Genomic DNA, 25299 nt, shown 5'->3' with positions numbered 1-25299 from the left:
TATGCAGAATGAGGAAGGGTTTACTCTGTTAGAGATGCTATTAGTAATGGTTGTCATAACTATATTATTACTATTAATTATTCCGAATGTAGTTACACAGCGCTCATCGGTCCAAGGAAAAGGTTGTGCAGCTTACGTGAAATCTATAGAAGCGCAAATACAAGTATATCAATTACAACATAATAAAATTCCATCGTTAAAAGAACTGACAGATGAAAAGTATATTACAACTGATAAGTGCCCGAATGGCGAATCTATTCATATTTCAGATGATGGCGCAGTATCAATTAGGGCATTGTGAAACAACAGGGGTTTACTTTTTTAGAAATGTTACTCGTTTTATTTGCTATTTCTGTATTAAGTATAGTTACGTATTTTAGTGTTCATTCCTTATACGAGCGACAAAAAGTTGAACAATTTTTGAGACAGTTTTCAAATGATATTTTGTATATGCAGCAATTAGCGATAAACCGTCAAAAGCACTATACATTACGTTGGCATAAAGATAGAAATATGTATGCTATAAAAGAGTCAGGTACAAAGTATTATATCGTCAAGCGAGAGTATGAAGAAGATATACAAATTGATTTGCATACGTTTCCAAATCCGATGACATATAATCCAAGTGGAAATATTAATAGAGGTGGTACGATTATAATTTCGTATCGAAATTATAAATATGAAATTGTATTTCAGCTTGGAAGAGGGAGATTTACGTATCGTGAAATGTCAAAAAGGATCCATAATGGCTGAAATGATTGTATCGTTAAGTGTTTTAATGATGGCTGTATCGTTACTACTACCGCAAACAGTATTAGTTATGCAAGAAAGAAAAAATATACAAATTCGTTATAAGGCAACTGGATTATTAAAAAAAGAAGCAGCTATATATATGTATGGAAATGAAGACAAGCGAATAATAGAAAAGAATATAAATGGAATTGTGTATTACACATATTGGGGAGGCAATGAAGTTTGTACTGTGTGGAGAGATGTGAAAGACAGAATGATGGAACAATGCTTTTATGTAGGAGAAAAAATAAATTAGAATTTGGTTTTTCATTAATAGAAATGATTGTATGTCTGTTTCTATTATCAATATTTTTTTTGCTCTTTCCCCGCCTACATTTCATTGAAATGGAAAATAAACAGTCGAAAGGGTTAAATGATTGGGAGTGGGATGTGTATTTAGGGCAAATGCAATTGGAGTTTCGTGAAGTATCATCTGGAGAACAGCTAGCATTTGAAAATGGAGAAAGTATTTTACGATTCCGATCGCGTAATGGGAGTGAAGTATCGTATGAAAAAGAGAATAGTCGTCTTATAAGAAAGGTAAATAGGCGCGGGAGGGAAGTTGTTTTACAAAATATTGGAACGGTTTCTTACAAACTAACACCTCATGTACTCATTATAAATGTGAAAGATACTAGTGGGAAAATATATGAAGGTGTAGTTATGCGATATAGCGAAATAGGAATAAACGTATGAGAAAGCAAAATGGATTTACAATGCCTGGAACGATTATCTTTCTTATTTTATTAACTTCTTTTTTTATATACGAAACAAATATGTTGTTTACAGATAAAAATTTTTATATAGAAATAGAACAAAAGTTTTTATTGGATGAATTACTTAACCGATCTATTACAGATATAAAAAAAGATTTACAGCAAAAAGAAAAAGAAGGTACATTTTTCTTTCAGTATGAAAAGGGAGAAGCGAGTGGAAATTATGTCTTTGAAAATGATTTAATTCTCGTTACGTTGCAGTGCACACTCAAACAGGAAGCTTTCTATACGGTAGGTTTTCGGTATAGAAAAAAGGATGGGAAAATAGTCGATTGGATAGAAGGATAATGTATAAAATATATGTAAATAAACCAAGGTTTCCTATTGTAAATTAAATTGATTTTTTAGAAGAAATGGATAAATATAATGATTAAAAGTTTAAATTTTCTCAAAAAAGAGAAAGGTAGAAAGAATATGATATATTCATGCTATCCAATCATTATTTTTAGGGAGAATAGGGAAATGACAAACAACAATCAAATAGGTGAAAATAAGGAACAAACTATTTTTGATCATAAAGGAAATACGATTATGACAGAAGATAGAGAAATACACATTATTTCAAAATTTGAAGAACCTCTTATTGTCGTATTAGCAAATGTACTAAGTGATGAAGAATGTGATGAATTGATTGAAATGTCTAAAAATAAAATGGAGCGTTCTAAAATTGGTTCATCACGTGATGTAAATGATATTCGAACAAGTAGCGGTGCATTTTTGGAAGATAATGAATTTACTTCAAAGATTGAAAAACGAATTTCATCTATCATGAATGTTCCTGCGTCGCATGGTGAAGGATTGCACATTTTAAATTATGAAGTGGATCAACAATATAAAGCACACTATGATTATTTTGCGGAACATAGTAGATCAGCTGCTAACAATCGTATTAGTACGCTTGTAATGTACTTAAATGATGTAGAAGAAGGCGGCGAAACGTACTTCCCAAAATTAAATCTTTCTGTACACCCTAGAAAGGGAATGGCAGTATACTTTGAGTATTTTTATCAAGATCAATCATTAAACGAGCTTACGTTACACGGAGGGGCACCTGTAACGAAAGGCGAGAAATGGATTGCAACGCAGTGGGTGAGAAGAGGTACTTATAAGTAAAAGCGAATGTTACGTTTTGTTCTTCATAGTATAAGAACAAAACGTTTTTTTATTAAACAAAGTAGCATCTTTCGTTATAATAACAATTAATAAATGACGATTGAGAGGACAGAAAATGAAATCTATATACATAACCGGCTATATGGGAGCAGGGAAAACAACAATTGGAAAAGCATTAAGTCAAGAACTTCAAATGGATGTTGTAGATACTGATCAAAAAATCGAAGAGAAGCAAGAGAAGGCAATTCGTGATATTTTTGCCGAAGAAGGCGAAACGGCTTTTCGGGAATATGAAAGCGAAATGTTACGTTCGCTACCAGTCCATAATGTCATTATTACAACTGGTGGGGGAATTATTGAACGAGCAGAAAATCGCAAGTGGATGAAAGAGAACGGAACTGTCGTGTATTTATATTGTGATCCGCATGTAATTGCAGAAAGGCTTCGTGAAGATACGACACGTCCACTATTTCAAAAGAAAGATATAGATGCATTTGTAACGAAATTTGAATTACGCCGAGCTTATTATGAAGAGGCTCATATTCATATCGATACGACAAATAAGTCTGTAAAGCAAATTATGAATGAATTAAAGGAAAAGATTAATGTATAAAAAAGTGGACATACTAATCAAGTAGAGGTGATGATAATATGTCTACTAATGATTATGTTCGCTTTGTGACGCAGCAGTTTGTGTCGTATATGGATGCTCCAAAAGAAGATCGAAAACAAAAGAAAGAACAACGCCGTGCTGAAAAAGAGCCATTTATGAATAAGTGGTTTGGTGTTATGCCGCTGAGTGCTGCTTTGTTTTATCGAAATGTAAAAAGTAAAAGAAAAAAATCAAGTTAAATTTTAGTCATATGTCTAGCAAAATAAAGATGCCCTAGTGTCGTAATACACTAGGGCATCTTTGTTTACCGCACGGATTCTTGTTCTTCCGTAACGGCATGTATTTTATTGTTCACCCATACAAATCCTATTCCGATACAAATAGAAATGCCCCATCCGACAGCGGTCATAATCGCTCTCATTTCACCGTAGCCATCTACACCAAAAACAGAGATGAAATAAATTTTTAAAAAGCTTTTTAATATAAATTGTAGCCCGAAAAATAACGTTAAATATTGCAGTGCTGGATATATACGACTATCACGATACAGCTCACGACTTTTATCACGGTCATGACCTTGAAGTGCGGCAATATCTGCTGCGAAATATAACATAAGTGGTTTTTTTATAAAAATTGTACATATAACAATAATGCCGAGTACGATGTGATAATACGCATCGTTCCATAACATTCGTTCAGCTGATCCAGATAATAGATCTACCGTTGTATTAGAAATGAGTGTAATTAAAATAAAGAACCCTGTTACGTTAAACTGTTTTTCTTTTTTAAAGGTATACAGTGTATAAATAATCCCCGGAACAGAGGAAAGTAACATCGCGTAATAAGGATCGATATAAGGTTTTGCAAATTTCCAAATGAGGAATGGGATTACGAGATAAAAGACAAGATCTAATATAGCTTTTTTATTTTGATTCATACAAAGCCTCCTTAAGTCATACATATATTTTATAATATAATTTCTGAAAATTGTATAAGGTTTAATGGGAAAAGAAAAAATATATCAATTTTCGAGGGGGGTAGTAGATTGAAAAAAATTGCCCCTAGCGTAGTAAGTTTTTTTAGTATATAATAAAGGAAACGCTTTCATTTTTAATTTGTTCACAAAATGGACGGAAAATCACATATTTACTATCGATATGTTGCTTTATAATGAAACTAATTAAATATACATGCATACAATATTGTGAAATAAATAACATAAATAATCTATATAAATGTAAACGTTATCAAAAGAGAGAGGTGGAGACAATGAGTAAATTTTTCTTCAATCATAATCCAGCAACAGTAGAGGATGGAAGGCTTGTTAAATATGCTGAAATTATTTATGGAGAAGGTGGCCGTTCTGTATTAGAAAATTTAATGGTGAAGGCATCTATCAGATTGCGTGATCGTTATCCGAATAAATCTGACGAGCAGATCTCGAACCTAGTAAATAAAGGCATCCATGATATGTTTCAAAAATATGTGAGCGAGTAAGAGTGGCCAATGGCTGCTCTTATTTTTTTGTATAAGGATTGTAACTCTAGCTGAAAATAAACATGTATTCTGAAAAACGTAAAAAGGAGTGGGAAAGATGAGCAATGGAATTGGACGTTCGAAAGAAAATCTTCCAACTGATGCAAATCATGTGAGCGCGAAGGATCGTGCGTATCAAAAACGCATGGCAAAGCAAAAACAACAAGAGCGTAATGAGGATAGAGAGTAACTCGAAATAAAGCTCCTTCTAAAGCAGAAGGAGCTTTATTTTGATAGAAAATGATTCGCGGTAACATAAAAGAGTCCACCGTTAATAATTTGCACTGTAATACGTGGTTCATACTGTTCTTGCAGAGCTTGTTTTTCAATTTCATAGCTCTCAGGAAGTTCGTCACTTTCTTCATAAAAACGGTTTAAAAGGTCTAAATCATGATTCCAACGCACTCTTGCTTCTTTTGCCCACGTATGGTCATCTTCTGCAATTATATTTTTTAAAGCGTCTTCTATGCGTTGTAAACCACTTTGAGGTTTAATGATGGGCGAGAGCGTAAAACAAAAATCAGGTATTTTTGGTGTAAGTTTAATGTTTGTTAATGTTTCATGAAAGTTTGCCATCATTGTTCCAGAAATGAGATGAATACCAATCGAGTGAAGGATGTCTTTTTTTCGATCACATTGATAGGAAACTTTTATATTAATACCGAGCCAAGGGTGGAGCGGTGTATGTGTTGCCCCATTATGTCTTACATCCTCATATAAACGTATGTAAGAGCCTAATTCTTTTGTCGTTTGGAAAATTTGATGTAGACGTGGTGAACCGTAGTGAATAAGCTCACCATCATTTTCTTCATTTTCTGGATTTGTAATAAGAGTAAGGCGCATCGGATTCGGTACGCCTCCTGTTTTCTCAAGATAGTGCCAATAAAAAGGGCGATTCATTAATAATTTATCCATCTCAATTGTTAACTGTACATCTAATAAATGAGGAGAACGTTCTAAAATTTCACAGTTATTCGCCTCAAAGAAATTGTATAAGTAATTATGAATTTCATGTTGCTGCATAGCCTTGCACCTCAGCTTCATTTCGTTTCGCAAAGTCGATTATAGATGTTAAGTTTTCCATCTTAATTCTAATTTCACCTTCGCTTTTTGATTGCGCGAAAATTTCTTGAATGTGCGCGTCGATGTTTTTCATATTAATTCTCGTTAAAATTTCATCGAGTTCACCGATAACACGCTCGAATAAGTTGATTTTTTCATATAACAGTTTCAGAATATGTTCTTCAACAGTATGCTTTGTAGCTAAGTTATAAATATGAACATCATTCTTTTGACCGAGACGGTGAATACGTCCGATTCTTTGCTCAAGACGCATTGGATTCCATGGCAAATCATAATTGATCATATGGCTACAAAACTGTAAGTTAATGCCTTCTCCGCCAGCTTCCGTTGCAATTAACACTTGGGCACGATTTTGGAAAAGTTCCTTCATCCAATCTTTCTTCCCGCGTTTAAATCCGCCGCGGAATGGGACAGAAGAAATACCGTGTTGTTGTAAAAACCATTGTAAGTACATCTGTGATGCTCGGTATTCCGTGAAAATGACGACTTTATCGTCAATTTCTTTTATAAGCTCTAGAGCTTTAGTTGCTTTCGAGTTGAAAGGAATATGATTAATTTTGTCCATTAGCACATCGATATGTGGATCTTTTATATAATGTTCATTTTCTTTCTGTCTTTTTTCTACATGCTTTTTCAATGAATAGTAAACAGCCTCACGACTACTACACGCTTCCCGTTTTAACGTTAACGATGAGAAAGCAGATGTGAAGGCGTCTTGTCCTCGCCAATTTTCGATATCATTATATAGAGCTTGTTCTTGTTCATTAAACTCAACAAAAATTGTACGTACATGTCTCTTCGGCCAATCGATACCGGTATTATGTCGTCTATTTCGCACCATTACTTTATTAATGAGAGCTTTTAAGTCTTCATCTGATTCGGCTGAACGATTTTTGGAAGCGTAATATTCTTCAAAGTTGGATTGATTGCCTAAATGTCCTGGTTTTAATAAAGAAACAAGGTTAAAAATTTCATCAATCTTATTTTGAACAGGAGTAGCGGTTAGTAATAAACAAAACTTCTTTTTTAATCGTTGTGCAAATTCATAGTTTTTTGTTTTATTATTTTTCAGTTTATGTGCTTCATCGATAATAATAAGGTCATATTCTAAGTTCAACACGATATCGCGATGTGGTGAACGTTTCGCAGTATCAATTGATGATACGATTACGTCAGCTTGTTCCCACGAGTAGCTTTTCTTTTGTGCTACAGCGGGAATGAAAAACTTTGTATTCAGCTCGTATGCCCATTGTGATACGAGAGAAGCTGGGACAAGTATAAGTACCTTTTTCACAAGCCCGCGGACCATGTATTCTTTCAAAATAAGTCCAGCTTCGATTGTTTTTCCAAGACCTACTTCATCTGCTAGAATCGCTTTACCATTCATTTGTTCAATTACATTTTGAGCGACTTCTAATTGATGCGGAAGCGGTGTGAAATGGGATAAATGTTTCGGTGCTTGTAGTCCATCAAAAGTAGGAACAAGTAACGATTTTTCTGTTTCATAAGCTAAGTGATATAAATCCCAGTTTGTCCAAGGACCATCTTCATCAATTCTATTTAAAAAATTGTTTTGCCACGTCCGATCTACGGAAATATCGACATTCATTACGACTCTCCCACCTTTTATAAACTAAAGTAATTATTTTTTAATGTATGATGATTTGCCTTAAAAGAAGGCATAATTATCGTTATTAAAGGCTATATGATAGACAATAATAAAGTATTAAATCTCAAAAGCTGTATTTATTGTGTTTTAACATAAAAAATTCTAAATTATTTTTTATGCTAGAATATTGATGAAATATAGCGAATGATGTTAGGATAATGGTGTGAAATGTGTGGAATCTTTCGTATTTTATCCAAGAAAGTGATTTTTTATTTACGCTTTCATAAAAAAATATAATGAGATTCCGTATATCCTATCTTTTCAGAATGAAAATGTTTAGAAAAGGGAAGCAACTTTTATTGATTTGTCAAAGCATAAGGGGGAGAGAGCATGATTACATTACAACGTACACCGTTATTTGATGTATACGCGAAGTATGGTGGGAAAACAATCGACTTCGGTGGTTGGGAATTACCAGTTCAATTTTCAAGCATTAAAGAAGAACACGAAGCTGTACGTACAGCTGCAGGTTTGTTCGATGTGTCTCATATGGGAGAAGTTGAAGTAAAAGGTGTAGATAGTTTAGCATTTTTACAACGTGTTGTTACAAATGACGTATCTACCTTAAAGGTAGGGGGCGCACAATATACAGCTATGTGCTACGAAAATGGTGGTACAGTAGATGATTTATTAATCTACAAACGTGGTGAAGAAGACTATTTATTAGTAATCAATGCATCAAATATCGAGAAAGATTACGAATGGTTAGCAAGTCATGTAATTGGCGATGCGACAGTAGTCAATGTTTCTAGTGAAGTTGCACAGCTTGCAATTCAAGGACCAAAAGCAGAAGGCATTTTACAAAAAGTTGTGTCAGAAGATTTGAAAGAAATTAAGTTCTTTAAATTTAAAAACGATATTCTTGTAGATGGAATTCCAGCACTTGTATCTCGTACAGGTTACACAGGTGAAGATGGATTCGAAATTTACTGTAAGAGTGAAGATGCTGCAAAACTTTGGGAGAAACTTCTTGAAGTTGGAGCAGAAGAGGGCTTAAAAGCATGTGGTTTAGGTGCTCGTGATACACTTCGATTCGAAGCAACATTACCACTTTATGGACAAGAATTATCAAAAGATATTACACCGATTGAGGCTGGAATTGGCTTTGCGGTAAAAACAAATAAAGAAGCAGACTTCTTTGGAAAAGCAACGTTAAAAGAGCAAAAAGAAAACGGTGCGCCTCGTAAATTAGTCGGCATCGAAGTAATCGAACGTGGAATTCCTCGTACGCATTACCCTGTATTTATTGGTGAAGAAAAAATTGGGGAAGTAACAAGTGGTACACAATCTCCAACGTTAAAGAAAAGCATTGGTTTAGCACTAATTGATGTAAAATACGCAGCAGTTGATACAGAAGTAGAAATTGAAATTCGTAATAAACGCGTCAAAGCAGTAGTTGTTCCAACACCATTTTACAAACGTTCAAAGTAACGGGGAGAGGGGTAGATTTCATGTTGCATCGTTATCTTCCAATGACAGAAGAAGACAAAAAAGAAATGTTACAAACGATCGGCGTTCAAACGATCGATGAATTATTCTCTGATATTCCAGAGAGTGTTCGTTTTAAAGGGGATTTAAAAATTAAAGAAGCAAAATCAGAGCCAGAGCTTTTAAAAGAGCTATCTCAAATGGCTAGTAAAAATGCTAACTTAAAAGAATACGCTTCTTTCTTAGGAGCAGGTGTATACGATCATTATGCTCCAGTAATTGTAGATCATGTTATTTCTCGCTCAGAATTTTATACAGCTTATACACCATACCAACCGGAAATTTCACAAGGGGAATTACAAGCAATCTTTGAATTCCAAACAATGATTTGTGAATTAACAGGAATGGATGTAGCAAACTCTTCTATGTATGACGGGGGTACAGCTTTAGCTGAAGCGGCAATGTTAGCAGCTGGCCATACTCGCAAAAAGAAAATTCTTGTATCTAGCGCGGTTCATCCAGAATCAAGAGCAGTACTTGAAACGTATGCAAAAGGTCAAAATCTTGAAGTTGTTGAAATTAATCATAAAGATGGTGTAACAGATTTAGATGTATTACAAAGTGAAGTAGATGATACAGTTGCTTGTGTAATCGTTCAATATCCAAACTTCTTCGGACAAGTTGAAAAATTAGCTGATATTGAAAAAATCGTTCATCAACAAAAATCATTATTTATCGTTTCTTCAAATCCATTATCATTAGGCGCATTAACACCACCAGGGAAATTTGGTGCTGATATTGTAATCGGTGATGCACAACCATTCGGTATTCCAACGCAGTTTGGTGGACCGCACTGTGGTTACTTTGCAACAACGAAAGCATTTATGCGTAAAATTCCAGGACGTCTTGTTGGACAAACTGTAGATTCAGATGGTAAACGTGGATTTGTATTAACGTTACAAGCACGTGAACAGCATATTCGTCGTGATAAAGCGACATCTAACATTTGTTCAAACCAAGCGTTAAATGCATTAGCAGCTTCTGTTGCAATGACGGCACTTGGCAAACAGGGTGTGAAAGAAATGGCACGTCAAAACATTTCTAAAGCACAGTATGCAAAACGTCAATTTGAAGCGAAAGGCTTCACAGTAACATTTGCTGGACCATTCTTCAATGAGTTTGTTGTAGATTGCAAACGTCCAGTGAAAGAAGTAAACGATGCATTATTACAAAAGAATATTATCGGTGGTTACGATCTAGGCCGTGATTATAAAGAGCATGAAAACCATATGCTTGTAGCAGTAACTGAGCTTCGTACAAAAGAGGAAATTGACACACTTGTAAACGAAATGGGGGCTATCCAATGAAGAATCAAGACCAAGCACTTATCTTTGAAGTGAGTAAAGAAGGACGCATAGGATATAGCTTACCCAAATTAGATGTAGAAGAAGTGAAACTAGAAGATGTGTTTGAGAGCGATTATATTCGAGTAGAAGATGCAGAGCTACCAGAAGTATCTGAACTTGATATTATGCGCCACTATACAGCACTTTCAAACCGTAACCACGGTGTTGATTCTGGATTCTATCCACTTGGATCTTGTACGATGAAATATAATCCGAAAATTAATGAGAGTGTAGCTCGTTTCGCAGGATTTGCAAATATTCATCCACTGCAAGATGAAAAGACAGTACAAGGTGCAATGGAATTAATGTACGACTTACAAGAGCATTTAATTGAAATTACAGGTATGGATACTGTTACTTTACAACCAGCAGCTGGTGCACACGGAGAATGGACAGGTTTAATGTTAATTCGTGCATACCATGAAGCGAATGGTGACTTTAACCGTACGAAAGTAATTGTACCTGACTCTGCTCACGGAACGAACCCAGCATCTGCAACTGTAGCTGGTTTTGAAACAATTACAGTAAAATCAAATGAAAATGGCCTTGTTGACTTAGAAGACTTAAAACGTGTTGTAAACGAAGAAACAGCAGCACTTATGTTAACAAATCCTAATACATTAGGTCTATTCGAAGAAAATATTTTAGAAATGGCAGAAATCGTCCATAATGCAGGCGGTAAATTATACTATGATGGTGCAAACTTAAATGCGGTATTAAGCCAAGCACGCCCAGGAGATATGGGATTTGACGTTGTGCATTTAAACCTTCATAAAACATTTACAGGTCCTCACGGCGGTGGTGGCCCAGGTTCTGGTCCAGTAGGTGTGAAAGCTGATTTAATTCCGTACTTACCAAAACCGATTTTAGAGAAAACGGAAAGTGGTTATCACTTCAACTACGACCGCCCAGAAGCAATTGGTCGTGTGAAACCATTCTATGGTAACTTCGGAATTAACGTTCGTGCATACACGTATATTCGCTCTATGGGTCCAGATGGTTTGCGTGCAGTAACGGAGTATGCTGTATTAAATGCGAACTATATGATGAGAAGATTAGCGCCATTCTATGATCTTCCATTCGATAGACATTGTAAGCATGAATTTGTATTATCAGGTCGTCGTCAAAAGAAACTTGGTGTACGTACATTAGATATTGCAAAACGTCTGCTTGATTTTGGTTACCATCCACCAACAATTTACTTCCCATTAAATGTGGAAGAATGTATTATGATTGAGCCGACAGAAACAGAATCAAAAGAAACATTAGATGGTTTCATTGATAAGATGATTCAAATCGCTAAAGAAGTAGAAGAAAATCCAGAAGTTGTACAAGAAGCACCGCATACGACAGTCATTAAACGTTTAGACGAAACGATGGCTGCACGTAAACCAGTTTTACGTTATGCAAAGCCAGCTCCTGTACAAGTTTGATTAGAATAACAAAAGAAGAACTCGCTGAGGCGGGTTCTTTTTTTGTATGGATAATTTGTCCCGCATTAACGGACAGTAAACTTCCAACTCAAAACTTAGCTGGTGCAAAGAAGCCAGGTGGGAGATAAACTGTCCGTAAATGCCCGATTGGTTCAACTAATAATCAGTGGGGATGAACAAAAATCCCCACTGATTAAAGTTTCACTTTATGCAGAAATAGTGAAGAAAATGTTAAAAAAATATATTTTTTGTTTCCTAATGGTGTAAAGGTGTAGTTTTATAGGTAGTTTTGTTGAAAAAGTCGGTTTGATAAAAGTATTTATTTTTGTTAGAATTTTATTGAAATTAAGAAGATGTGATGAGGCAAAGATTACTCATTTTTATGTATATGTGAAAAAACGAACAAGACGGGGGTGAAAGTGTGGGATATCGATGTTATAGAATGGTATACCATTTAGAAAATGGAGAAACAATTAAAGATGTAAAAGAATTTTGCTATCGAGACCAAGGGAAAGTGTTAGAAAGAGTAGCAAATCGTGTAATGGATAATAGAGAAGTGACGGCGATTGATAAACAAGGAACAATCATTTCAATAGCATGTGAGGACATTGTAAAGGTGGAACTTGATTACATAACAGAAAGTTAACCTTGAGTCATATCGAATTATTCGATAAAATAAACTGTTGAATGGTGAAGTGAGAAGAGAGGAGTTTATCATGGGTAGTACAAGACACTTTTATATGTTTATCTTAGCGTTTGTTCTTGTTGTGGCATTAACGATTTACTTAATTGTTGACAGCAGCTGGTACAACACGGTTCATCCGGCATTCCTTCTGTTTATGTATATAGGAATTGCAGTAGTAAGTTTCGGAATGAGAGACGAGATGTTAGATCGCTTTGAAAAGTGATACATATACGAAAGACCAACAGGAAAATGTTGGTCTTTTTTTCTTGCCAAAAATAGGATGGTGTGTATATACTGTATATATAAGGTATACACAGTATATACACACACTGGAGGAAAACATGAATATTATTATTTCGAATTCTTCCCAAGACCCTATTTATGTGCAAATAAGAAAACAATTAAGCCAGCTTATTTTAAATGGCGGTTTAAAGGGTGGAGATCAATTACCGTCTATTCGTAGCTTAGCGAAGGAATTACAAATTAGTGTCATTACAACGAAGCGTGCATACGAGGAGCTTGAAAAAGAAGGATATATAGAAACTGTTGCTGGGAAGGGGACTTATGTTTCACGTAAAAATAATGAACTATTAAAAGAACAAAGGCTTCGCCTATTGGAAAGTAAAGCTGAAGAAATCGTAAAAGAAAGTAAAGTGTTGCAGCTTTCACTTGAAGAATTGCAGCAGATGATTGCGTGTTTATATAAGGGGGAATAAGAGATGTTAGAGCTAAAAAATGTTTGTAAAAGTTATCAAGATTTTGCAGTGAAAAATATAAGTTTTGCATTACCACGAGGATATATTATGGGGTTTGTCGGACCCAATGGTGCTGGGAAAAGTACAACGATCAAAATGATTATGAATTTAATTAGAAAAGATAGCGGCGATATAAAAATTTTTGGCAAAGACAATAAGAAAGCCGAAAAGGACATAAAACAAAATATTGGTTTTGTATATGATGAAAATCATTATTACGAAGATTTAACGTGTGAACAAATGAAGCGTATTATTGCACCGTTATATAAAAAGTGGGACGAAGAGCAGTATCAATCGTATATGCATAGATTGCAAGTTCCAAAGTATAAAAAAATTAAAGAGCTATCTAAAGGGATGAAAATGAAGTTTGCGATTGCCATCGCACTTTCGCACCACGCAGAGTTTATTATTATGGACGAACCGACAGCAGGGTTAGATCCAGTTGTTCGAAGTGAATTACTTGATATGTTGCAAGAAATTGTAATGGAAGATGAAGTATCCGTATTATTCTCAACGCACATTACAACAGATTTAGAGCGCATTGCAGATTATATTACGTTTATCAACGATGGAGAAATTATATTTACTGGTGAAAAAGAAGACTTAATGGAGAACTACGTAATCGTAAAAGGAAGTAATGATTTATTAGACCGAGAAGGAAAAGAACTATTTGTTGGATTACGAAAAAATAAATTTGGTTTTGAAGGTTTAGCGAAGGATAAACAAACAATTATCGATTGGTTTGGAAATGAGGTTGTACTAGAAAAGCCTACATTAGATGACATTATCGTTTACACTGCGAAAGGGAGAGGTGCCTATGCGTCAGCTCGTATATAAAGATTTGTTCTTTTTTCGGGTAATTTGGTTAGTGAATCTTGTTATGCCCCTTTTGTTCTTTATGTTAGATGCAAGTGGTGAATTGTTATTTCCAATGAGTTGTCTATTTATAACCTTTTCATCGGTTATGACGTTAACCGTTATGGATGAAAGAAATAAAAGTGACATTGTTATAAATAGTTTACCGGTAAGTCGAAAGGATATCATAATTGCTAGATATATTTCCTGTGCAATATTCATTGTTGGTGCCATTCTCTCTACGATGTTAGTTGTTTTTCTTATAAGGGGTATTGTGGTTATTAGTGATATCGGTGTATATCATCCTAATCTATACATTGAAATTCCATGGTATGAAGTCATAAATGGAGCTGTTTATGCCACATTTTTTGTTGTCACGTTTTTCCCTAGTTATTATGGTACAAAATCGAAGGTAGTAAGAAGTATAGGATCAGCAGCATCAATAGGAGTGGGTGTAATTCTTTGGATATTTATTAGTGATGGGCTGTATGAAACAACATCTTCATTCAGTGAGTGGATTATGAATCCAGTACATATTGGTGTATTTATAGTTGGAGGAATGATATTAGCTAGTGTCTATATCGTTTCTATGTTTCTTACAATTAAAATTTATGAAACGCGTGATTTATAGAGAGGAGAATTTATATGCAACAATTGATTTTGAAGGAGTTTTTCTTACAGAAGAAGATGTTTCCTTTCTATTTTTTAATACCCATTTTATCTATTTTTAAGGATTCCGTCGAACCAATGGGGATTGCAATAGGAGTATTTATAACATGTAGTACGATTATATATATTTCTTTTTATTATGACGAGAAAAGTAAAGCAGAAAAAGTGTTAGTGAGTTTGCCTATAACGAGAACAGAGATAGTTATAGCTAAATATATTGCAAGTTCATTATTTATTATGGCTGGTTTGAGTGTAACTTTTATAGTCGTAATATTAGGAAATATTTTATTGAACAGAGATATAGTTATGCCTGGGTATGCAATATTTTCAGCAATAGTAGCAACTTTGATTTATTGTGCAGTAACGATACCGACTAATTACATTGGGGGATATAAAGTTATTACTGTCTTAAATTTGAGTATGCTTTTTCCTTTAATGGGTATGATTGGTCTTATGTGCAATATTTTTGGTGATAAAACAATTATGCTAAAAGTACTCCACTCTCAAGAGGCTACACTAGCAATGGGTGTTCTTGGTATTGGAGTGTTAGTAAGTATAGTCATATCAATGTTTCTCTCAATGAAAATGTTTCAGGAGGCAGAGTTATAGAAGGGGCATTTTCATATTAGGAGGGGTAATACATGATCAAGCAACTAATTTTAAAAGATTTCATCATTCAATGGAAATTTTTAATTTGGTACATACTGTATCCTGTTTTCTTTTATATGGCCTTAACAGATACGGAAAATCTGTTCATAATTATGTCACTAATTATTACAATTGGGGCAACAGTAAAAACATTTGAAGCAGATAGTAAAAATGAGAGTGAAGTTATAGTAAATAGTTTACCAATATTGAGAAAACAAATTGTGTATGCGAAATATATAGTAGCAATTATTATTCTTTTTATAAGTGTAACGGTCGGTTGTTTCACGATGGGAATGAAGAGTGGGGTTAACTTATTTGAATTTATTGAAACGACAATGGTTGCTAGTATTAGCTTTATTTTATTGTATTTAAGTTTTGTTTTACCAATATCCTTTTGGCTAGGGTATAAGAAAACCATTTTCATTACGATAGTAATATTCATGGCACCGATAGTTGTTTTAGAAGCTTTGTTTCAAATTAACTTAGAACAAATTCAACTATACAACAGCTTGTTATTCATTAGTTCCATGTGCATGTTCATAGCATCTACCTTTGTTTCAGTAAAAATATATGAAAAAAGAGAATTTTAAAAGGTGCCTTAAAAAAGGCACCTTCTTCAATAACGACAATACGAGAGCAGTAGTTTATAAAAAGAAACGCTATTTGGTACATCTTTTGGAGTATGTAATATAAAGCTGAAAACGATAACGAGAATAAGAAAGAGGAAAAATAAAAATAGAATTTGCTTATGTATAGAATTTTGCATATTATCCACTCCTTTTTTAGGTAGTATGTCCAAAAGAAAGGAGTGTATGAAAAATGTTAGGAGGGGAGAATGATGAACAAAAGAAAATGGTTATATAGAATAGGAATATTTTTATTTTCAATCGGTCTCATATTAGCAAATGTTTACTCGGATATACCACCGTTATTTCCAAGTTTACATAAAAGGGTTGGTATAAGTATTGCCATAGTTGGTCTGTTTTGTCTTATCACATCTAACTTCTACAGAAAGTCTGAATGAATATAAAAAAGGACAGTTACTCTTTTTCAGAAGTACTGTCCTTTTTTAATAACTTATTCCATAGTTTGGCGATACTCCATATAATGACGATTGCAATGGAGGCGATAATGGACCAAACAATTGATATCATTTCAATTGTCATGTTAGGAAGGAATGTGAGAATGGATAATACTTTATGAAACAATGATTCTATTATATGAAAACTTATTTGTAATAGAATGACGATACCAAGTGTGATCCATGCTAATATTTTCTTTCCTTGTTCTTTCCACATGACATTCACCTCTCGTTAGCTTAATAGTTTTAAGCCAACAGCGCCGCATAGAATACAGCTTAAGAAAGCAAGACGACGCCAATCCGCTGATTCTCGGAAAATGAGAATGCCTAGAAGTGCACTTCCGGCAGTTCCGATTCCAGTCCAAATTGCGTAAGCAGTTCCCATCGGTAATGTGTTCATCGCAAGAGATAAGAAGAAGAAGCTTACGCCGAAGTTAGCGATTAAAATAACTTTTGGTGCCCAGCCTTTCTTTTCAGTGGCTACTTTCATAAAGAGTACACCAATAATTTCACAAATACCAGCTAGAATTAAAAATACCCAAGCCATTTTATGCGGCCTCCTTCGCTTCTTTTTCTTCTGTTACTCGTTTTAAACCAATTACTCCGAAGAAGATTAAACCGATTAATAAAACTTTTACGATAGAGAAAGGTTCTCCGAAGATGAAAATCTCTGTAAGAACGATTCCACCAGCTCCGATTCCTGTAAAGACTGCGTATACAGTGCCGACAGGTAAATCTTTATAAGCTCTAAATAATAAGACGAAACTAATTGTAATTAATAGAGCAACACCAGCCCATTCAAGTGGTGCCTCTGCTTTTTTTAGTCCAATCACCCAAAATATTTCAATAATACCAGCGATGATTACATAAATCCATGCCATATGTCATTTCTCCTTCCTACCAGTCGTTAGGTAAAGGGCTTAAAAACGACGCATTGCAAAGGAGCAATCCGTCAGTTTGAAAGTCCGCGCCAAAATACTTTCCAAGAAGCGTCTAAACGTGTCTCAAAACGATTTAAACCTGCGTATAATAGTTCAACCATAAGACCGTCGAGTAAGCATAGAAAAGCCTCTAAGGCGTCTTTTACTTCAATGTTATGCAGCTCATCTTGTTCGCTTGCTCTTTTAAATACAGGGAATAAAAGTTTTCCGACGTTTTCAATGTGTACATTTGCTTTATTAATAATTTGTTCGCGAAATGCATCAGGCGGAAAATAAGAAGTTCGTAACCAAAACATTGATTCTTCACTTTCACCAAATCGTTTTGCATACCCTTTTAATAATTTTAAAAGCAATTCTTCAGTGGACGAATTGGAAAAGCTTTCGATATCGCCTGTGAAGCTCTGCAAATCTTTTTGAAGAGCAGATTCTAAGCATATGAAATATAGCTCTTCTTTTCCTTTAAAGTGTGCGTAAATCGATGGTTTTTTAATCCCAACTTCTTGAGCAATATTTGCCAATGAAGTTCCTTCATAGCCGTAGCGTGCGAAATGAGAAAGTGCTACAGCTTTAATGCGGTTTGCTGTCATTTTCATCCCCTACCTACCGTTCGTTAGTTTCATTATATGAGATGGGAAATATAAAGTCAATAGGTGAAGAGCTGAGAAAGAGCGTTATAAGTAACGCTCTTTTTAGACAGTCTCTCGCTCAATTAAATGGAATGAAAGTTCTTTTGCACTGCCGACAATTTGCTCGCTTTGGATCTGCTTATGGAATAAAGAAAAAGCATGTGAGCCCATTGCGAGACCGGGATGTTCAATTGTGGAAATTTCTAATGCCTTTGAAATTTCATGATTATCAAATCCAAGGATAGCAAGGTCTTCAGGTACTCGAATACCATGTTTTCGAGCCTCTGTTAATAAACCAGCTGCAACTTGATCGTTCGCTGTGAAAATAGCAGTTGGACGATTTTTCATATTTAAAATACGATGGAGTATTTGTGCTCCGTCCTGCATTGTATAGCATTGGTGGAAAATCCATTCAGGATGCAACGTTTTCCCTTCGTTACGAAGTGTATCGGCGAACGCTTTTTCGCGCTCCATGGAATTTACACTTGTTTTTCTTGCTAAACAAATTCCGATTTTTTCATGGCCTCTACTTAGTAAATAGGCAGTACCAAGACGGAAACCTTCATAATGATCTACGTAGATGGATGAAATGAGGGGATGCTTCATTTTTTCACATGAAATAATAGGGGCAAATTTTGCAAAAGGTTCGATTTGTTCCCAAGAGCTCGTTCGGGAGCAAATAATCATCCCATCAAATTGTTTCATTTTCATCATTTCAAGAACACGAATTTCTTCAATGCTATCGTAATTCGTTTGACATAAATTAATATGATACCCAGCTAATAACGCTTCGTTTCCGATTCCTTCAATAATCGTACTGAAGTAGGGGAGGTTAATGAAAGGAAGCATAACGCCAATTGTATATGTTTTCCCTCTTATTAAATGGACAGCATTTATATTTTTTGCGTAGTTTAATTCTTCAACAGCATCTAGAACACGCTTACGCTTTTCTTCTTTTACGTAAGGGTGATTATTCAGGACACGAGAAACAGTTGATATCGATACACCAGCAGTTTTAGCAATTTGTTTTATATTGGCCATATGTATCACCTCTTTCCCTTATTATAAAGGGAAAATAATAAGAAAGAAAAAATCTTGACCTGAAAAGCTTTTCACAAACTATGGTATTAATAAGACTTCTTTTTATTCGCGTAACCTTTTCACTTGGGCGTAAGAATGATAGGGGTCTTTTTTGTTTGCAAAAAGTGTTGTCAAAATGTGTGAGAATAACGTGGAAAGTTTTCAAAGGTGGAGTTTGGTGACAAAGCGAATATGAAGAGAATATCAACGCTTCGTTCGTTAAGAGAGCGATATGAAAGGGCGGAAACAAATTGAAAAAAAGAATCATTTGTTTCGTGTTTTCTAGTTTCGTGCTTAGTTCGTGTTCGTTTCAGCAAACGATGCAAGAAGAAAAACACTTTGTGGGAACAACGGGAGGAGCTATGGATCGTGTTACGGATCCTATTCCGCTAAAGGAACTTCCAAAATATTTTCCGGTGAAGTTTAAAGTTCCAACGTTTTTACCGTACGATATTACAAGTGATGTGAAGGGGGAAGTAAGAACGCTTGGGAAAAAGAACACTGTCTTAACGATTAAATATAAACAGAAAGAACCAGGTAGAAATGAGTATATTGAGTTAAATGTCGCGAACTTTCCTTATAGTTTTCCGGATCTTGTGGAAGAGAAGCGATTTCAAGAACAAATGAAACTGAATAATGGAACGTCTGCTTATTTTAAAAATAAAGATGATTATGAACGTGGTGACGAATTTGCTACGCTTATATGGAAAGAGAAAGGAATTGAATATCAACTGCTGTATCGGAATGTAGAAGAGAACGATGAAAAGGTAATCAAGCAGAATTTATTATACATTGCGAATAAGATGAAATGAAAAAACTAGCTGATTTATTCAGCTAGTTTTTTGTATGTTATTATTTCTTTTTAATTTTGCCTGTCCAAGATTTAAATCCACCTTGTAATTGGTAGAAATCTTTGTAGCCTTGTTTTTTTAAGTATTGCGCTGCACGACCTGTACGGAATCCGCTTTGGCAATATAAGTAAACAGGTTGATCTTGACGAAGTTCTTTATGGCGAAGGCGAATTTGTGATAACGGAATGTTACGTGCACCTAAAATATGCCCTGCGTTATATTCGTCTGCTTCACGAATATCGATAAGCTGTGCTTTACGGTAGCCAGCGCGAAATTCTTCTTCTGTAAGAGTTTTAATTAATTTTTTCTGATAGAAGTACATCCATACAGTGTAGCCGATAAATGCTACGATTACGGCTAATAAAATAATCCAAGTTGTTGACACGATTCTATCGCTCCCTTTTTTCTTATCCTACTTTCAATATTATAATGCCCTTATGTATTTATGCAACAGATTCATTTGCATATAAGAAGAAATTTCGTATTCTTTCACAAATTTTGTCGAATTTGGTAGACTAGAGAATGTGAAAAATAATTGGTTATATGAGGTGCAGGATGGGAAAAGAAAAATGGTGTTATATTAACTCTGGTCAATGTTCACCGGCATTTAATATGGCGTTAGATGAATGTTTATTAAATTGGCAAAGTGAAAAGAAAATGCCACCAACAATTCGTTTTTATGAATGGGAAGTACCAACATTAACAGTTGGGTATTTTCAACGTGTTGAAAAAGATATTAATATGGATGTAGTTAACGAAAAGAAATATGGATTCGTTCGTCGTCAAACAGGCGGCAGGGGTGTACTACATGACAAAGAGTTAACGTATAGTGTTATTGTGTCTGAAGATCATCCGAATATGCCGAAAACAGTTACAGAAGCGTATCGTGTTATTTCGCAAGGTTTATTAGATGGTTTTAAGGCATTAGGGTTAGAAGCATATTATGCAGTTCCAAAAACAGAAGCAGATCGTGAAAATTTAAAAAATCCACGTTCCGGCGTATGTTTTGATGCACCATCTTGGTATGAAATTGTAGTGGAAGGACGAAAAATTGCTGGTAGTGCTCAAACGCGTCAAAAAGGTGTTATTCTACAGCATGGATCGATTCCATTAGAAATTGATTTAGATGAACTATATGATCTATTTTTATTCCCAAATGAACGTGTGAAGGAACGCATGAAGAGTATGTTCTCTTCTAAAGCAGTAGCAATTAATGAATTAACAGACCGTACATTTACGATAGAACAGTTAATTAAAGCGTTTGAAGTTGGCTTTGAAAAAGGATTGGATGTAGAACTTGTTCCATATGAATTAACAGAAGAACAGTTACATGAAGTTCAAACGTTAGCGAAAGAAAAGTATGAAAGTAATGAGTGGAATTATAAAAAATAAGAGATGGCAATTGCCACCTCTTATTTTTTTATAGTAAATTAAGTACTTTTTCTACTTTGATTCCTTTATCTTGTAAAGAACGAAGGCGATTTACAACGTCCATAATTTCTTTGTCAAATGTAACGCTAATACCTTGGCTTTGTAGTTCTTCTTTTAAGCTTTCAATAGAATCATCTATGTCGATGCCAAGCTCGTAATCTTGACAAACTTCAATTGTCTTTTTCACGAGTTTAACATAATTTTCTTGTAGTTTTGAATTTGTTTCAGTCAAAGCAGGCTGCTTCGGTTTTGCAGGAGCAACCGGTGCTGTCTCTTGCTTTGTAACTGGAGTAGGGACCGCTTTTTTCACAGGCGCTGGAGTAACTAGTTCTACAGCTGCTTCTACGCTTACTGGCTTCGGTGTCGGTACCGGAGTAGGCTTAGGTGCCATAGCAGGTGTTTCCACACGCGTAACAGGCTTAGGAGCAGGCGTAATTGCTTTTGGAGCTTCTACAACTACTTCCTTTTTCGGTGCTGCTTTTACCTGTGTTTCTTCTTGCTCGGCAGCTTCTTTATTTTCTTTACTCCACATAACGCGTTCAATTTCTAGAGAAACATTGTTTTTGTTCATCGCTGTTAATGTAACTTTACCAACTTCAGCGTTTCCAGTGAAATCAACAATTTTATAAATAACACTCTTGTTCCAATCCACGTTTCCGCTCAAAAATAATTCTTCGTTACATTTCGGCGTTAAGCCCTCGATTTTAATTTCTGCGTTTACACCGTTTTCACTATATACCATAATTAGCGAAGCATTTACATCTTCGTCTGCTAACATTAGTTCACGTACCATTTTGCCGGTGCGTACTTGCGTTTTCTTCTTAACTGACATCTAATTTCTCCTCTCAAAAATTCAGTAATAATAAAAAAATCGTATAACGAAAAATAATTGCTCACGAAGATTTATGATACCGATAATAAAAGCATCACGTCAACAATTAACTTTAATTATTTTGCATTTTTCTTATTTTCTTTATGAAATTTTTCAATTTGTAAAATTAGACAGAAGAAAAAACAGCCTTTTGAAGGGCTGTTAAAAATTTGATTTTTTATATAGTAATTTATATAAAATAAAAAATAAGATAGCAATTAAAGCATTTTGCCAAAAGTTTAGATGATAAATGAGATAAGGTTGCTTTTGGAAATAAATATTTAAGAATACAGCGGAACAAAATGGAGTAGCAAATGCGAATCCAAATAGAATTCTTCTTTTCCAATTCATTTTCTGATTAAAGGAGTAACGCTTTAATAAATATAAAATAAATAGTATACCTAGTATAATTATTGAAACAGACAAAGTAGTTCCAAGGATGCTAAAAGGCGGACTTGATAATGTATTGTTTTTTTCAAAGAAAAACATAAAAAATGAAATAATTGCATTTATGCCAAACTGTATAGCAAGAAGTAAGCTAATAGAAAATCCAATTAAAGAGGCTTTTTCTAACTTTGTTTGAGTTGGTAAAGCTGATATAAGTTCATCGCAATAAGATTGTAAATTATCTCCAAAGATGTCATAAGCGTTTTTATTTTCTGCTTGTGCTTCGATGAGGTGATTTAATATTTCTAGTAACAGTTCTTCCATTTGTTGCTCTGGCACGTTAGATAAACGAAGATAAACTAACATATCGCTATAAGCAACTTCATTTTCAGGTGTTAGAAGCTCACGTTTTTTATTATTCAATTCAATCATGTCTTGTGCATTCATCCCTATCACTCCCCCTGTAATAAGTTATTTACCGTAGTTGAAACCATTCCCCAGCTTTGTTTAAATTCTTCAAGCTGCTCTAATCCTTTATCGGTTATGTGATAATATTTTCGCTTTGGACCGAGTGAGGAAGCTTTTAATGTGCCTTCGATCAATTTTTCTTTTTGCATACGTAATAATAACGGATAGATGCTTCCTTCGCTTACGAATGTAAATCCGTGTTTATTTAATTTTGTGCTCAGTTCATATCCGTACACTTCTTCTTGTGAAATGATGTATAGGATGCAACCTTCTAATACACCTTTTAACATTTGGCTGTGCATGATTTCACCACCTTTTACTCAGGTAACTTGCGTTGCAAGGTAGTTGTTATCCAAATTATAACATTCAGTAACTTGCAACGCAAGTTACTGAAGTGGAAAACTTTAATGCGTGTTAATTTTTCAACGTTTCCCATACTAACGAGAGGGAGGGAAGCACATGAAACCATTTATGCCAAAACTCGTTTACTTTGAACCAAAGGCACTTGAATATCCGCTTGGAAAAGAGCTTTATGAGAAGTTTACGAAGATGGGATTAGAAATTCGTGAAACGACATCACATAATCAAATTAGAAATTTGCCAGGAGAAAATGATTTGCAAAAGTATCGTAATGCAAAGGCTACACTTGTCGTTGGAGTAAGGAAGACGCTAAAGTTTGATACGTCAAAACCGTCAGCTGAATATGCAATTCCGCTCGCAACAGGGTGTATGGGACATTGTCATTATTGCTATTTGCAAACAACACTTGGGAGTAAGCCTTACGTTCGTGTGTATGTCAATCTTGATGAAATATTTGAGAAGGCAAAGCAATATATGGATGAAAGGGCACCTGAAATAACAAGATTTGAAGCAGCGTGTACATCAGACATTGTTGGGATTGATCATTTAACACATGCATTAAAGCGGGCGATTGAATTCATTGGAGAAAGTGAATATGGGCGCTTACGTTTCGTCACGAAATATTCGCACGTTGATCATTTATTAGATGCAAAGCATAATGGGAAAACTCGTTTCAGATTTAGTATAAATTCACGATATGTAATTAAAAATTTTGAACCAGGGACATCGCCATTTGAGGAGCGAATTGAGGCGGCACGTAAAGTAGCAGGTGCAGGTTATCCACTTGGTTTTATAGTCGCGCCACTTTATATGCATGAAGGATGGGAAGAAGGATATCGTGAACTATTTGAGCGACTGTACAATGCGCTGAAAGATATGACGATACCAAATTTAACGTTTGAATTAATTCAGCATCGTTTTACGAAACCAGCGAAAAAGGTTATTCAAGAGCGTTATCCAAATACGAAGCTTGAAATGGATGAAGAGAAGCGGAAGTATAAATGGGGACGATATGGCATCGGAAAATATGTATATAAAAAGGATGATGCAGCAGTATTGGAAGAAACGATAAGAGGTTATATAAATGAATTTTTTCCTAATGCAGAAATACAATATTTTACTTAAGGGGGGTCTGTATGCAAATACAGATTCTTTTTTGTTTTATATATTTAGGCTCGTTTTCAACTTGTCACGTTATTCTTTCTGGTGTATCATTTTATTGATTGCTTCGTACGGAATAAGCAAAATGAACTTGGATGGAGGAAACCGATGCCTACCCCTAGTATGGAAGATTATATTGAACAAATTTATTTGTTGATTGATGAAAAGGGTTACGCCCGCGTATCTGATATTGCTGAAGCGCTTAGTGTACATCCATCCTCTGTAACAAAAATGGTGCAAAAATTAGACAAAGATGAATATCTAATTTATGAAAAATATAGAGGGCTTGTATTAACAACAAAAGGTAAAAAAATCGGAGAACGTCTCGTATATCGTCATGACTTGCTAGAGCAATTTATGCGTATTATCGGTGTGGATGAAAGTAAAATTTACAATGATGTAGAAGGAATTGAACATCATTTAAGTTGGGAAGCGATTGATCGCATTGGTGATTTAGTGCAATACTTTGAACAAGATACAGTCCGAGTGGAAACACTTCGCGGTGTTCAAAGAGCAAATGAAGAGAAAAGTAATTAAGGGGAACGTATGGCGTTTCCTTTTTTATTTCAATTCGAAAAGGA

The 25299-nt window shown here is 34.8% G+C and carries 38 protein-coding genes; 25 read left to right on the top strand and 13 right to left on the bottom strand.

From position 1 onward, the window contains the following. The first annotated feature begins 1 nt into the window (after position 1). The 8 genes from comGC (at position 2) to M1D73_RS21795 (ending at position 3533) form a co-directional block, all read left to right on the top strand. Entirely contained in the window at positions 2-301 is a 300-nt protein-coding gene (comGC, locus tag M1D73_RS21830; protein ID WP_001178687.1) for a competence type IV pilus major pilin ComGC, read from the top strand. Beyond that, positions 298-753 carry a competence type IV pilus minor pilin ComGD gene (comGD, locus tag M1D73_RS21825; protein ID WP_000813141.1) on the top strand — a complete coding sequence of 152 codons (456 nt, stop codon included), beginning with the start codon at positions 298-300 and terminating at the stop codon, positions 751-753. Before comGC ends, comGD begins: the two co-directional genes overlap by 4 nt. Then, complete coding sequence (locus tag M1D73_RS21820; protein ID WP_000829469.1) at positions 746-1048, top strand: hypothetical protein; 303 nt, start codon at positions 746-748, stop codon at positions 1046-1048. Before comGD ends, M1D73_RS21820 begins: the two co-directional genes overlap by 8 nt. Continuing rightward, the gene (gene comGF, locus M1D73_RS21815) at positions 1018-1488 is read left to right on the top strand and encodes a competence type IV pilus minor pilin ComGF (protein ID WP_000923101.1); all 471 of its coding nucleotides are present in this window, start codon (positions 1018-1020) and stop codon (positions 1486-1488) included. The genes M1D73_RS21820 and comGF overlap by 31 nt, the downstream gene beginning before the upstream one ends. Continuing rightward, on the top strand, positions 1485-1856 hold the full coding sequence (gene comGG, locus M1D73_RS21810) for a competence type IV pilus minor pilin ComGG (protein WP_001231317.1): 372 nt from the start codon (positions 1485-1487) through the stop codon (positions 1854-1856). Before comGF ends, comGG begins: the two co-directional genes overlap by 4 nt. A 174-nt stretch (positions 1857-2030) precedes the next feature. Continuing rightward, a complete protein-coding gene (locus tag M1D73_RS21805; RefSeq protein WP_000183856.1) occupies positions 2031-2681 on the top strand; it encodes a 2OG-Fe(II) oxygenase in 651 nt (216 codons plus the stop codon). 115 nt (positions 2682-2796) lie between these two features. Continuing rightward, positions 2797-3294 (top strand): shikimate kinase, encoded by a 498-nt coding sequence (locus M1D73_RS21800; RefSeq protein ID WP_000836660.1) that lies wholly within the window; start codon positions 2797-2799, stop codon positions 3292-3294. A 38-nt stretch (positions 3295-3332) separates the two neighbouring features. Then, on the top strand, positions 3333-3533 hold the full coding sequence (locus M1D73_RS21795) for a YqzE family protein (RefSeq protein ID WP_000106083.1): 201 nt from the start codon (positions 3333-3335) through the stop codon (positions 3531-3533). Positions 3534-3598: 65 nt separating this feature from the next. On the opposite strand, the gene M1D73_RS21790 is transcribed toward M1D73_RS21795, so the two are convergent. Together M1D73_RS21790 and M1D73_RS21785 are read right to left on the bottom strand one after the other, a co-directional pair. Further along, complete coding sequence (locus M1D73_RS21790) at positions 3599-4231, bottom strand: VC0807 family protein (protein ID WP_001075112.1); 633 nt, start codon at positions 4229-4231, stop codon at positions 3599-3601. A gap of 142 nt (positions 4232-4373) precedes the next feature. Continuing rightward, on the bottom strand, positions 4374-4490 hold the full coding sequence (locus tag M1D73_RS21785; RefSeq protein ID WP_001987222.1) for a hypothetical protein: 117 nt from the start codon (positions 4488-4490) through the stop codon (positions 4374-4376). Positions 4491-4563: 73 nt separating this feature from the next. Between M1D73_RS21785 and M1D73_RS21780 the strand changes: the two genes are divergently transcribed. Next, positions 4564-4791: a hypothetical protein gene (locus M1D73_RS21780; RefSeq protein WP_000032702.1), complete on the top strand. Its 228-nt coding sequence runs from the start codon at positions 4564-4566 to the stop codon at positions 4789-4791. A 97-nt stretch (positions 4792-4888) separates the two neighbouring features. Next, positions 4889-5020, top strand: coding sequence for a hypothetical protein (locus tag M1D73_RS21775; RefSeq protein ID WP_000064668.1), 132 nt, complete (start codon positions 4889-4891; stop codon positions 5018-5020). Positions 5021-5055: 35 nt separating this feature from the next. On the opposite strand, the gene M1D73_RS21770 is transcribed toward M1D73_RS21775, so the two are convergent. Further along, positions 5056-5853, bottom strand: coding sequence for a YqhG family protein (locus M1D73_RS21770; RefSeq protein WP_001183964.1), 798 nt, complete (start codon positions 5851-5853; stop codon positions 5056-5058). Then, complete coding sequence (locus M1D73_RS21765) at positions 5840-7522, bottom strand: DEAD/DEAH box helicase (protein ID WP_001100040.1); 1683 nt, start codon at positions 7520-7522, stop codon at positions 5840-5842. Before M1D73_RS21765 ends, M1D73_RS21770 begins: the two co-directional genes overlap by 14 nt. 390 nt (positions 7523-7912) lie before the next feature. On the opposite strand from M1D73_RS21765, the gene gcvT reads away from it, so the two are divergent. The 11 genes from gcvT to M1D73_RS21710 all read left to right on the top strand — a co-directional run bounded on the left by gcvT (position 7913) and on the right by M1D73_RS21710 (position 16485). Next, entirely contained in the window at positions 7913-9013 is a 1101-nt protein-coding gene (gcvT, locus tag M1D73_RS21760) for a glycine cleavage system aminomethyltransferase GcvT (protein WP_000631769.1), read from the top strand. A gap of 20 nt (positions 9014-9033) precedes the next feature. Beyond that, positions 9034-10377, top strand: coding sequence for an aminomethyl-transferring glycine dehydrogenase subunit 1 (gene gcvPA, locus M1D73_RS21755; protein ID WP_000903240.1), 1344 nt, complete (start codon positions 9034-9036; stop codon positions 10375-10377). Next, positions 10374-11849, top strand: a complete 1476-nt coding sequence (gene gcvPB, locus M1D73_RS21750) for an aminomethyl-transferring glycine dehydrogenase subunit 2 (protein WP_000795703.1) — start codon at positions 10374-10376, stop codon at positions 11847-11849. Before gcvPA ends, gcvPB begins: the two co-directional genes overlap by 4 nt. A 442-nt stretch (positions 11850-12291) precedes the next feature. Further along, the gene (locus M1D73_RS21745; RefSeq protein ID WP_000262496.1) at positions 12292-12495 is read left to right on the top strand and encodes a DUF3929 family protein; all 204 of its coding nucleotides are present in this window, start codon (positions 12292-12294) and stop codon (positions 12493-12495) included. 70 nt (positions 12496-12565) lie between these two features. Further along, on the top strand, positions 12566-12757 hold the full coding sequence (locus M1D73_RS21740; RefSeq protein ID WP_000535933.1) for a hypothetical protein: 192 nt from the start codon (positions 12566-12568) through the stop codon (positions 12755-12757). Between the two features lie 118 nt (positions 12758-12875). Then, a complete protein-coding gene (locus M1D73_RS21735) occupies positions 12876-13250 on the top strand; it encodes a GntR family transcriptional regulator (protein WP_001021349.1) in 375 nt (124 codons plus the stop codon). A gap of 3 nt (positions 13251-13253) precedes the next feature. Continuing rightward, entirely contained in the window at positions 13254-14126 is an 873-nt protein-coding gene (locus tag M1D73_RS21730) for an ABC transporter ATP-binding protein (RefSeq protein ID WP_000891311.1), read from the top strand. Beyond that, positions 14107-14775 carry an ABC-2 transporter permease gene (locus M1D73_RS21725; RefSeq protein ID WP_001249555.1) on the top strand — a complete coding sequence of 223 codons (669 nt, stop codon included), beginning with the start codon at positions 14107-14109 and terminating at the stop codon, positions 14773-14775. The genes M1D73_RS21730 and M1D73_RS21725 overlap by 20 nt, the downstream gene beginning before the upstream one ends. Before the next feature lie 14 nt (positions 14776-14789). Continuing rightward, positions 14790-15422 (top strand): ABC-2 transporter permease, encoded by a 633-nt coding sequence (locus tag M1D73_RS21720; protein WP_001186551.1) that lies wholly within the window; start codon positions 14790-14792, stop codon positions 15420-15422. Between the two features lie 35 nt (positions 15423-15457). Next, on the top strand, positions 15458-16051 hold the full coding sequence (locus tag M1D73_RS21715) for an ABC-2 transporter permease (RefSeq protein WP_079998907.1): 594 nt from the start codon (positions 15458-15460) through the stop codon (positions 16049-16051). A gap of 245 nt (positions 16052-16296) precedes the next feature. Continuing rightward, entirely contained in the window at positions 16297-16485 is a 189-nt protein-coding gene (locus tag M1D73_RS21710) for a hypothetical protein (protein WP_002164431.1), read from the top strand. A 16-nt stretch (positions 16486-16501) separates the two neighbouring features. Here the strand turns inward: M1D73_RS21710 and M1D73_RS21705 are convergent, their stop codons facing one another. The 5 genes from M1D73_RS21705 to M1D73_RS21685 form a co-directional block, all read right to left on the bottom strand. Further along, positions 16502-16759 (bottom strand): DUF3975 family protein, encoded by a 258-nt coding sequence (locus M1D73_RS21705; protein ID WP_000265429.1) that lies wholly within the window; start codon positions 16757-16759, stop codon positions 16502-16504. 15 nt (positions 16760-16774) lie between these two features. Then, positions 16775-17089 (bottom strand): DMT family transporter, encoded by a 315-nt coding sequence (locus M1D73_RS21700; RefSeq protein ID WP_000312623.1) that lies wholly within the window; start codon positions 17087-17089, stop codon positions 16775-16777. Position 17090: 1 nt separating this feature from the next. Next, positions 17091-17423, bottom strand: a complete 333-nt coding sequence (locus M1D73_RS21695) for a DMT family transporter (RefSeq protein WP_000312339.1) — start codon at positions 17421-17423, stop codon at positions 17091-17093. A 71-nt stretch (positions 17424-17494) separates the two neighbouring features. Next, positions 17495-18076: a TetR/AcrR family transcriptional regulator gene (locus M1D73_RS21690; RefSeq protein ID WP_002005730.1), complete on the bottom strand. Its 582-nt coding sequence runs from the start codon at positions 18074-18076 to the stop codon at positions 17495-17497. Between the two features lie 96 nt (positions 18077-18172). Then, entirely contained in the window at positions 18173-19150 is a 978-nt protein-coding gene (locus M1D73_RS21685) for a LacI family DNA-binding transcriptional regulator (RefSeq protein WP_001273985.1), read from the bottom strand. Between the two features lie 314 nt (positions 19151-19464). Between M1D73_RS21685 and M1D73_RS21680 the strand changes: the two genes are divergently transcribed. After that, positions 19465-20001, top strand: coding sequence for a hypothetical protein (locus tag M1D73_RS21680; protein ID WP_033666640.1), 537 nt, complete (start codon positions 19465-19467; stop codon positions 19999-20001). 40 nt (positions 20002-20041) lie between these two features. Here M1D73_RS21680 and M1D73_RS21675 read toward each other — a convergent pair whose 3' ends face one another. Then, entirely contained in the window at positions 20042-20425 is a 384-nt protein-coding gene (locus tag M1D73_RS21675) for a rhodanese-like domain-containing protein (RefSeq protein ID WP_000108653.1), read from the bottom strand. Positions 20426-20595: 170 nt separating this feature from the next. Here M1D73_RS21675 and M1D73_RS21670 point away from each other — a divergent pair, with 170 nt between their 5' ends. After that, positions 20596-21432 (top strand): lipoate--protein ligase family protein, encoded by an 837-nt coding sequence (locus M1D73_RS21670; protein ID WP_000514081.1) that lies wholly within the window; start codon positions 20596-20598, stop codon positions 21430-21432. 28 nt (positions 21433-21460) lie between these two features. Here the strand turns inward: M1D73_RS21670 and M1D73_RS21665 are convergent, their stop codons facing one another. From M1D73_RS21665 to M1D73_RS21655, 3 genes are all read right to left on the bottom strand, one after another. Continuing rightward, positions 21461-22303, bottom strand: coding sequence for a hypothetical protein (locus M1D73_RS21665; protein ID WP_000111902.1), 843 nt, complete (start codon positions 22301-22303; stop codon positions 21461-21463). 201 nt (positions 22304-22504) lie between these two features. Beyond that, positions 22505-23176, bottom strand: coding sequence for a DUF1129 family protein (locus M1D73_RS21660; protein WP_121868072.1), 672 nt, complete (start codon positions 23174-23176; stop codon positions 22505-22507). Positions 23177-23181: 5 nt separating this feature from the next. Beyond that, the gene (locus M1D73_RS21655) at positions 23182-23499 is read right to left on the bottom strand and encodes a PadR family transcriptional regulator (protein ID WP_000556078.1); all 318 of its coding nucleotides are present in this window, start codon (positions 23497-23499) and stop codon (positions 23182-23184) included. A gap of 157 nt (positions 23500-23656) precedes the next feature. Here M1D73_RS21655 and splB point away from each other — a divergent pair, with 157 nt between their 5' ends. Beyond that, positions 23657-24682 carry a spore photoproduct lyase gene (gene splB / locus M1D73_RS21650; protein ID WP_000802107.1) on the top strand — a complete coding sequence of 342 codons (1026 nt, stop codon included), beginning with the start codon at positions 23657-23659 and terminating at the stop codon, positions 24680-24682. Positions 24683-24826: 144 nt separating this feature from the next. Then, on the top strand, positions 24827-25255 hold the full coding sequence (gene mntR, locus M1D73_RS21645) for a transcriptional regulator MntR (RefSeq protein ID WP_001143085.1): 429 nt from the start codon (positions 24827-24829) through the stop codon (positions 25253-25255). Positions 25256-25299 lie beyond the last annotated feature (44 nt).

The organism is Bacillus sp. PK3-067, assembly GCF_056738645.1.
This window is presented reverse-complemented; position numbering and strand designations above follow the sequence as displayed.

Excerpts from the sequence above, each read along its gene's own strand:
- comGC (WP_001178687.1), top strand. The coding sequence starts at position 2 with ATGCAGAATGAGGAAGGGTTTACTCTGTTAGAGATGCTATTAGTAATG.
- M1D73_RS21820 (WP_000829469.1), top strand. The coding sequence starts at position 746 with ATGGCTGAAATGATTGTATCGTTAAGTGTTTTAATGATGGCTGTATCG.
- comGF (WP_000923101.1), top strand. The coding sequence starts at position 1,018 with ATGCTTTTATGTAGGAGAAAAAATAAATTAGAATTTGGTTTTTCATTA.
- comGG (WP_001231317.1), top strand. The coding sequence starts at position 1,485 with ATGAGAAAGCAAAATGGATTTACAATGCCTGGAACGATTATCTTTCTT.
- M1D73_RS21805 (WP_000183856.1), top strand. The coding sequence starts at position 2,031 with ATGACAAACAACAATCAAATAGGTGAAAATAAGGAACAAACTATTTTT.
- M1D73_RS21800 (WP_000836660.1), top strand. The coding sequence starts at position 2,797 with ATGAAATCTATATACATAACCGGCTATATGGGAGCAGGGAAAACAACA.
- M1D73_RS21795 (WP_000106083.1), top strand. The coding sequence starts at position 3,333 with ATGTCTACTAATGATTATGTTCGCTTTGTGACGCAGCAGTTTGTGTCG.
- M1D73_RS21790 (WP_001075112.1), bottom strand. The coding sequence starts at position 4,231 with ATGAATCAAAATAAAAAAGCTATATTAGATCTTGTCTTTTATCTCGTA.
- M1D73_RS21785 (WP_001987222.1), bottom strand. The coding sequence starts at position 4,490 with ATGCATGTATATTTAATTAGTTTCATTATAAAGCAACATATCGATAGT.
- M1D73_RS21780 (WP_000032702.1), top strand. The coding sequence starts at position 4,564 with ATGAGTAAATTTTTCTTCAATCATAATCCAGCAACAGTAGAGGATGGA.
- M1D73_RS21775 (WP_000064668.1), top strand. The coding sequence starts at position 4,889 with ATGAGCAATGGAATTGGACGTTCGAAAGAAAATCTTCCAACTGATGCA.
- M1D73_RS21770 (WP_001183964.1), bottom strand. The coding sequence starts at position 5,853 with ATGCAGCAACATGAAATTCATAATTACTTATACAATTTCTTTGAGGCG.
- M1D73_RS21765 (WP_001100040.1), bottom strand. The coding sequence starts at position 7,522 with ATGAATGTCGATATTTCCGTAGATCGGACGTGGCAAAACAATTTTTTA.
- gcvT (WP_000631769.1), top strand. The coding sequence starts at position 7,913 with ATGATTACATTACAACGTACACCGTTATTTGATGTATACGCGAAGTAT.
- gcvPA (WP_000903240.1), top strand. The coding sequence starts at position 9,034 with ATGTTGCATCGTTATCTTCCAATGACAGAAGAAGACAAAAAAGAAATG.
- gcvPB (WP_000795703.1), top strand. The coding sequence starts at position 10,374 with ATGAAGAATCAAGACCAAGCACTTATCTTTGAAGTGAGTAAAGAAGGA.
- M1D73_RS21745 (WP_000262496.1), top strand. The coding sequence starts at position 12,292 with ATGGTATACCATTTAGAAAATGGAGAAACAATTAAAGATGTAAAAGAA.
- M1D73_RS21740 (WP_000535933.1), top strand. The coding sequence starts at position 12,566 with ATGGGTAGTACAAGACACTTTTATATGTTTATCTTAGCGTTTGTTCTT.
- M1D73_RS21735 (WP_001021349.1), top strand. The coding sequence starts at position 12,876 with ATGAATATTATTATTTCGAATTCTTCCCAAGACCCTATTTATGTGCAA.
- M1D73_RS21730 (WP_000891311.1), top strand. The coding sequence starts at position 13,254 with ATGTTAGAGCTAAAAAATGTTTGTAAAAGTTATCAAGATTTTGCAGTG.
- M1D73_RS21725 (WP_001249555.1), top strand. The coding sequence starts at position 14,107 with ATGCGTCAGCTCGTATATAAAGATTTGTTCTTTTTTCGGGTAATTTGG.
- M1D73_RS21720 (WP_001186551.1), top strand. The coding sequence starts at position 14,790 with ATGCAACAATTGATTTTGAAGGAGTTTTTCTTACAGAAGAAGATGTTT.
- M1D73_RS21710 (WP_002164431.1), top strand. The coding sequence starts at position 16,297 with ATGATGAACAAAAGAAAATGGTTATATAGAATAGGAATATTTTTATTT.
- M1D73_RS21705 (WP_000265429.1), bottom strand. The coding sequence starts at position 16,759 with ATGTGGAAAGAACAAGGAAAGAAAATATTAGCATGGATCACACTTGGT.
- M1D73_RS21700 (WP_000312623.1), bottom strand. The coding sequence starts at position 17,089 with ATGGCTTGGGTATTTTTAATTCTAGCTGGTATTTGTGAAATTATTGGT.
- M1D73_RS21695 (WP_000312339.1), bottom strand. The coding sequence starts at position 17,423 with ATGGCATGGATTTATGTAATCATCGCTGGTATTATTGAAATATTTTGG.
- M1D73_RS21690 (WP_002005730.1), bottom strand. The coding sequence starts at position 18,076 with ATGAAAATGACAGCAAACCGCATTAAAGCTGTAGCACTTTCTCATTTC.
- M1D73_RS21685 (WP_001273985.1), bottom strand. The coding sequence starts at position 19,150 with ATGGCCAATATAAAACAAATTGCTAAAACTGCTGGTGTATCGATATCA.
- M1D73_RS21670 (WP_000514081.1), top strand. The coding sequence starts at position 20,596 with ATGGGAAAAGAAAAATGGTGTTATATTAACTCTGGTCAATGTTCACCG.
- M1D73_RS21665 (WP_000111902.1), bottom strand. The coding sequence starts at position 22,303 with ATGTCAGTTAAGAAGAAAACGCAAGTACGCACCGGCAAAATGGTACGT.
- M1D73_RS21660 (WP_121868072.1), bottom strand. The coding sequence starts at position 23,176 with ATGAATGCACAAGACATGATTGAATTGAATAATAAAAAACGTGAGCTT.
- M1D73_RS21655 (WP_000556078.1), bottom strand. The coding sequence starts at position 23,499 with ATGCACAGCCAAATGTTAAAAGGTGTATTAGAAGGTTGCATCCTATAC.
- splB (WP_000802107.1), top strand. The coding sequence starts at position 23,657 with ATGAAACCATTTATGCCAAAACTCGTTTACTTTGAACCAAAGGCACTT.
- mntR (WP_001143085.1), top strand. The coding sequence starts at position 24,827 with ATGCCTACCCCTAGTATGGAAGATTATATTGAACAAATTTATTTGTTG.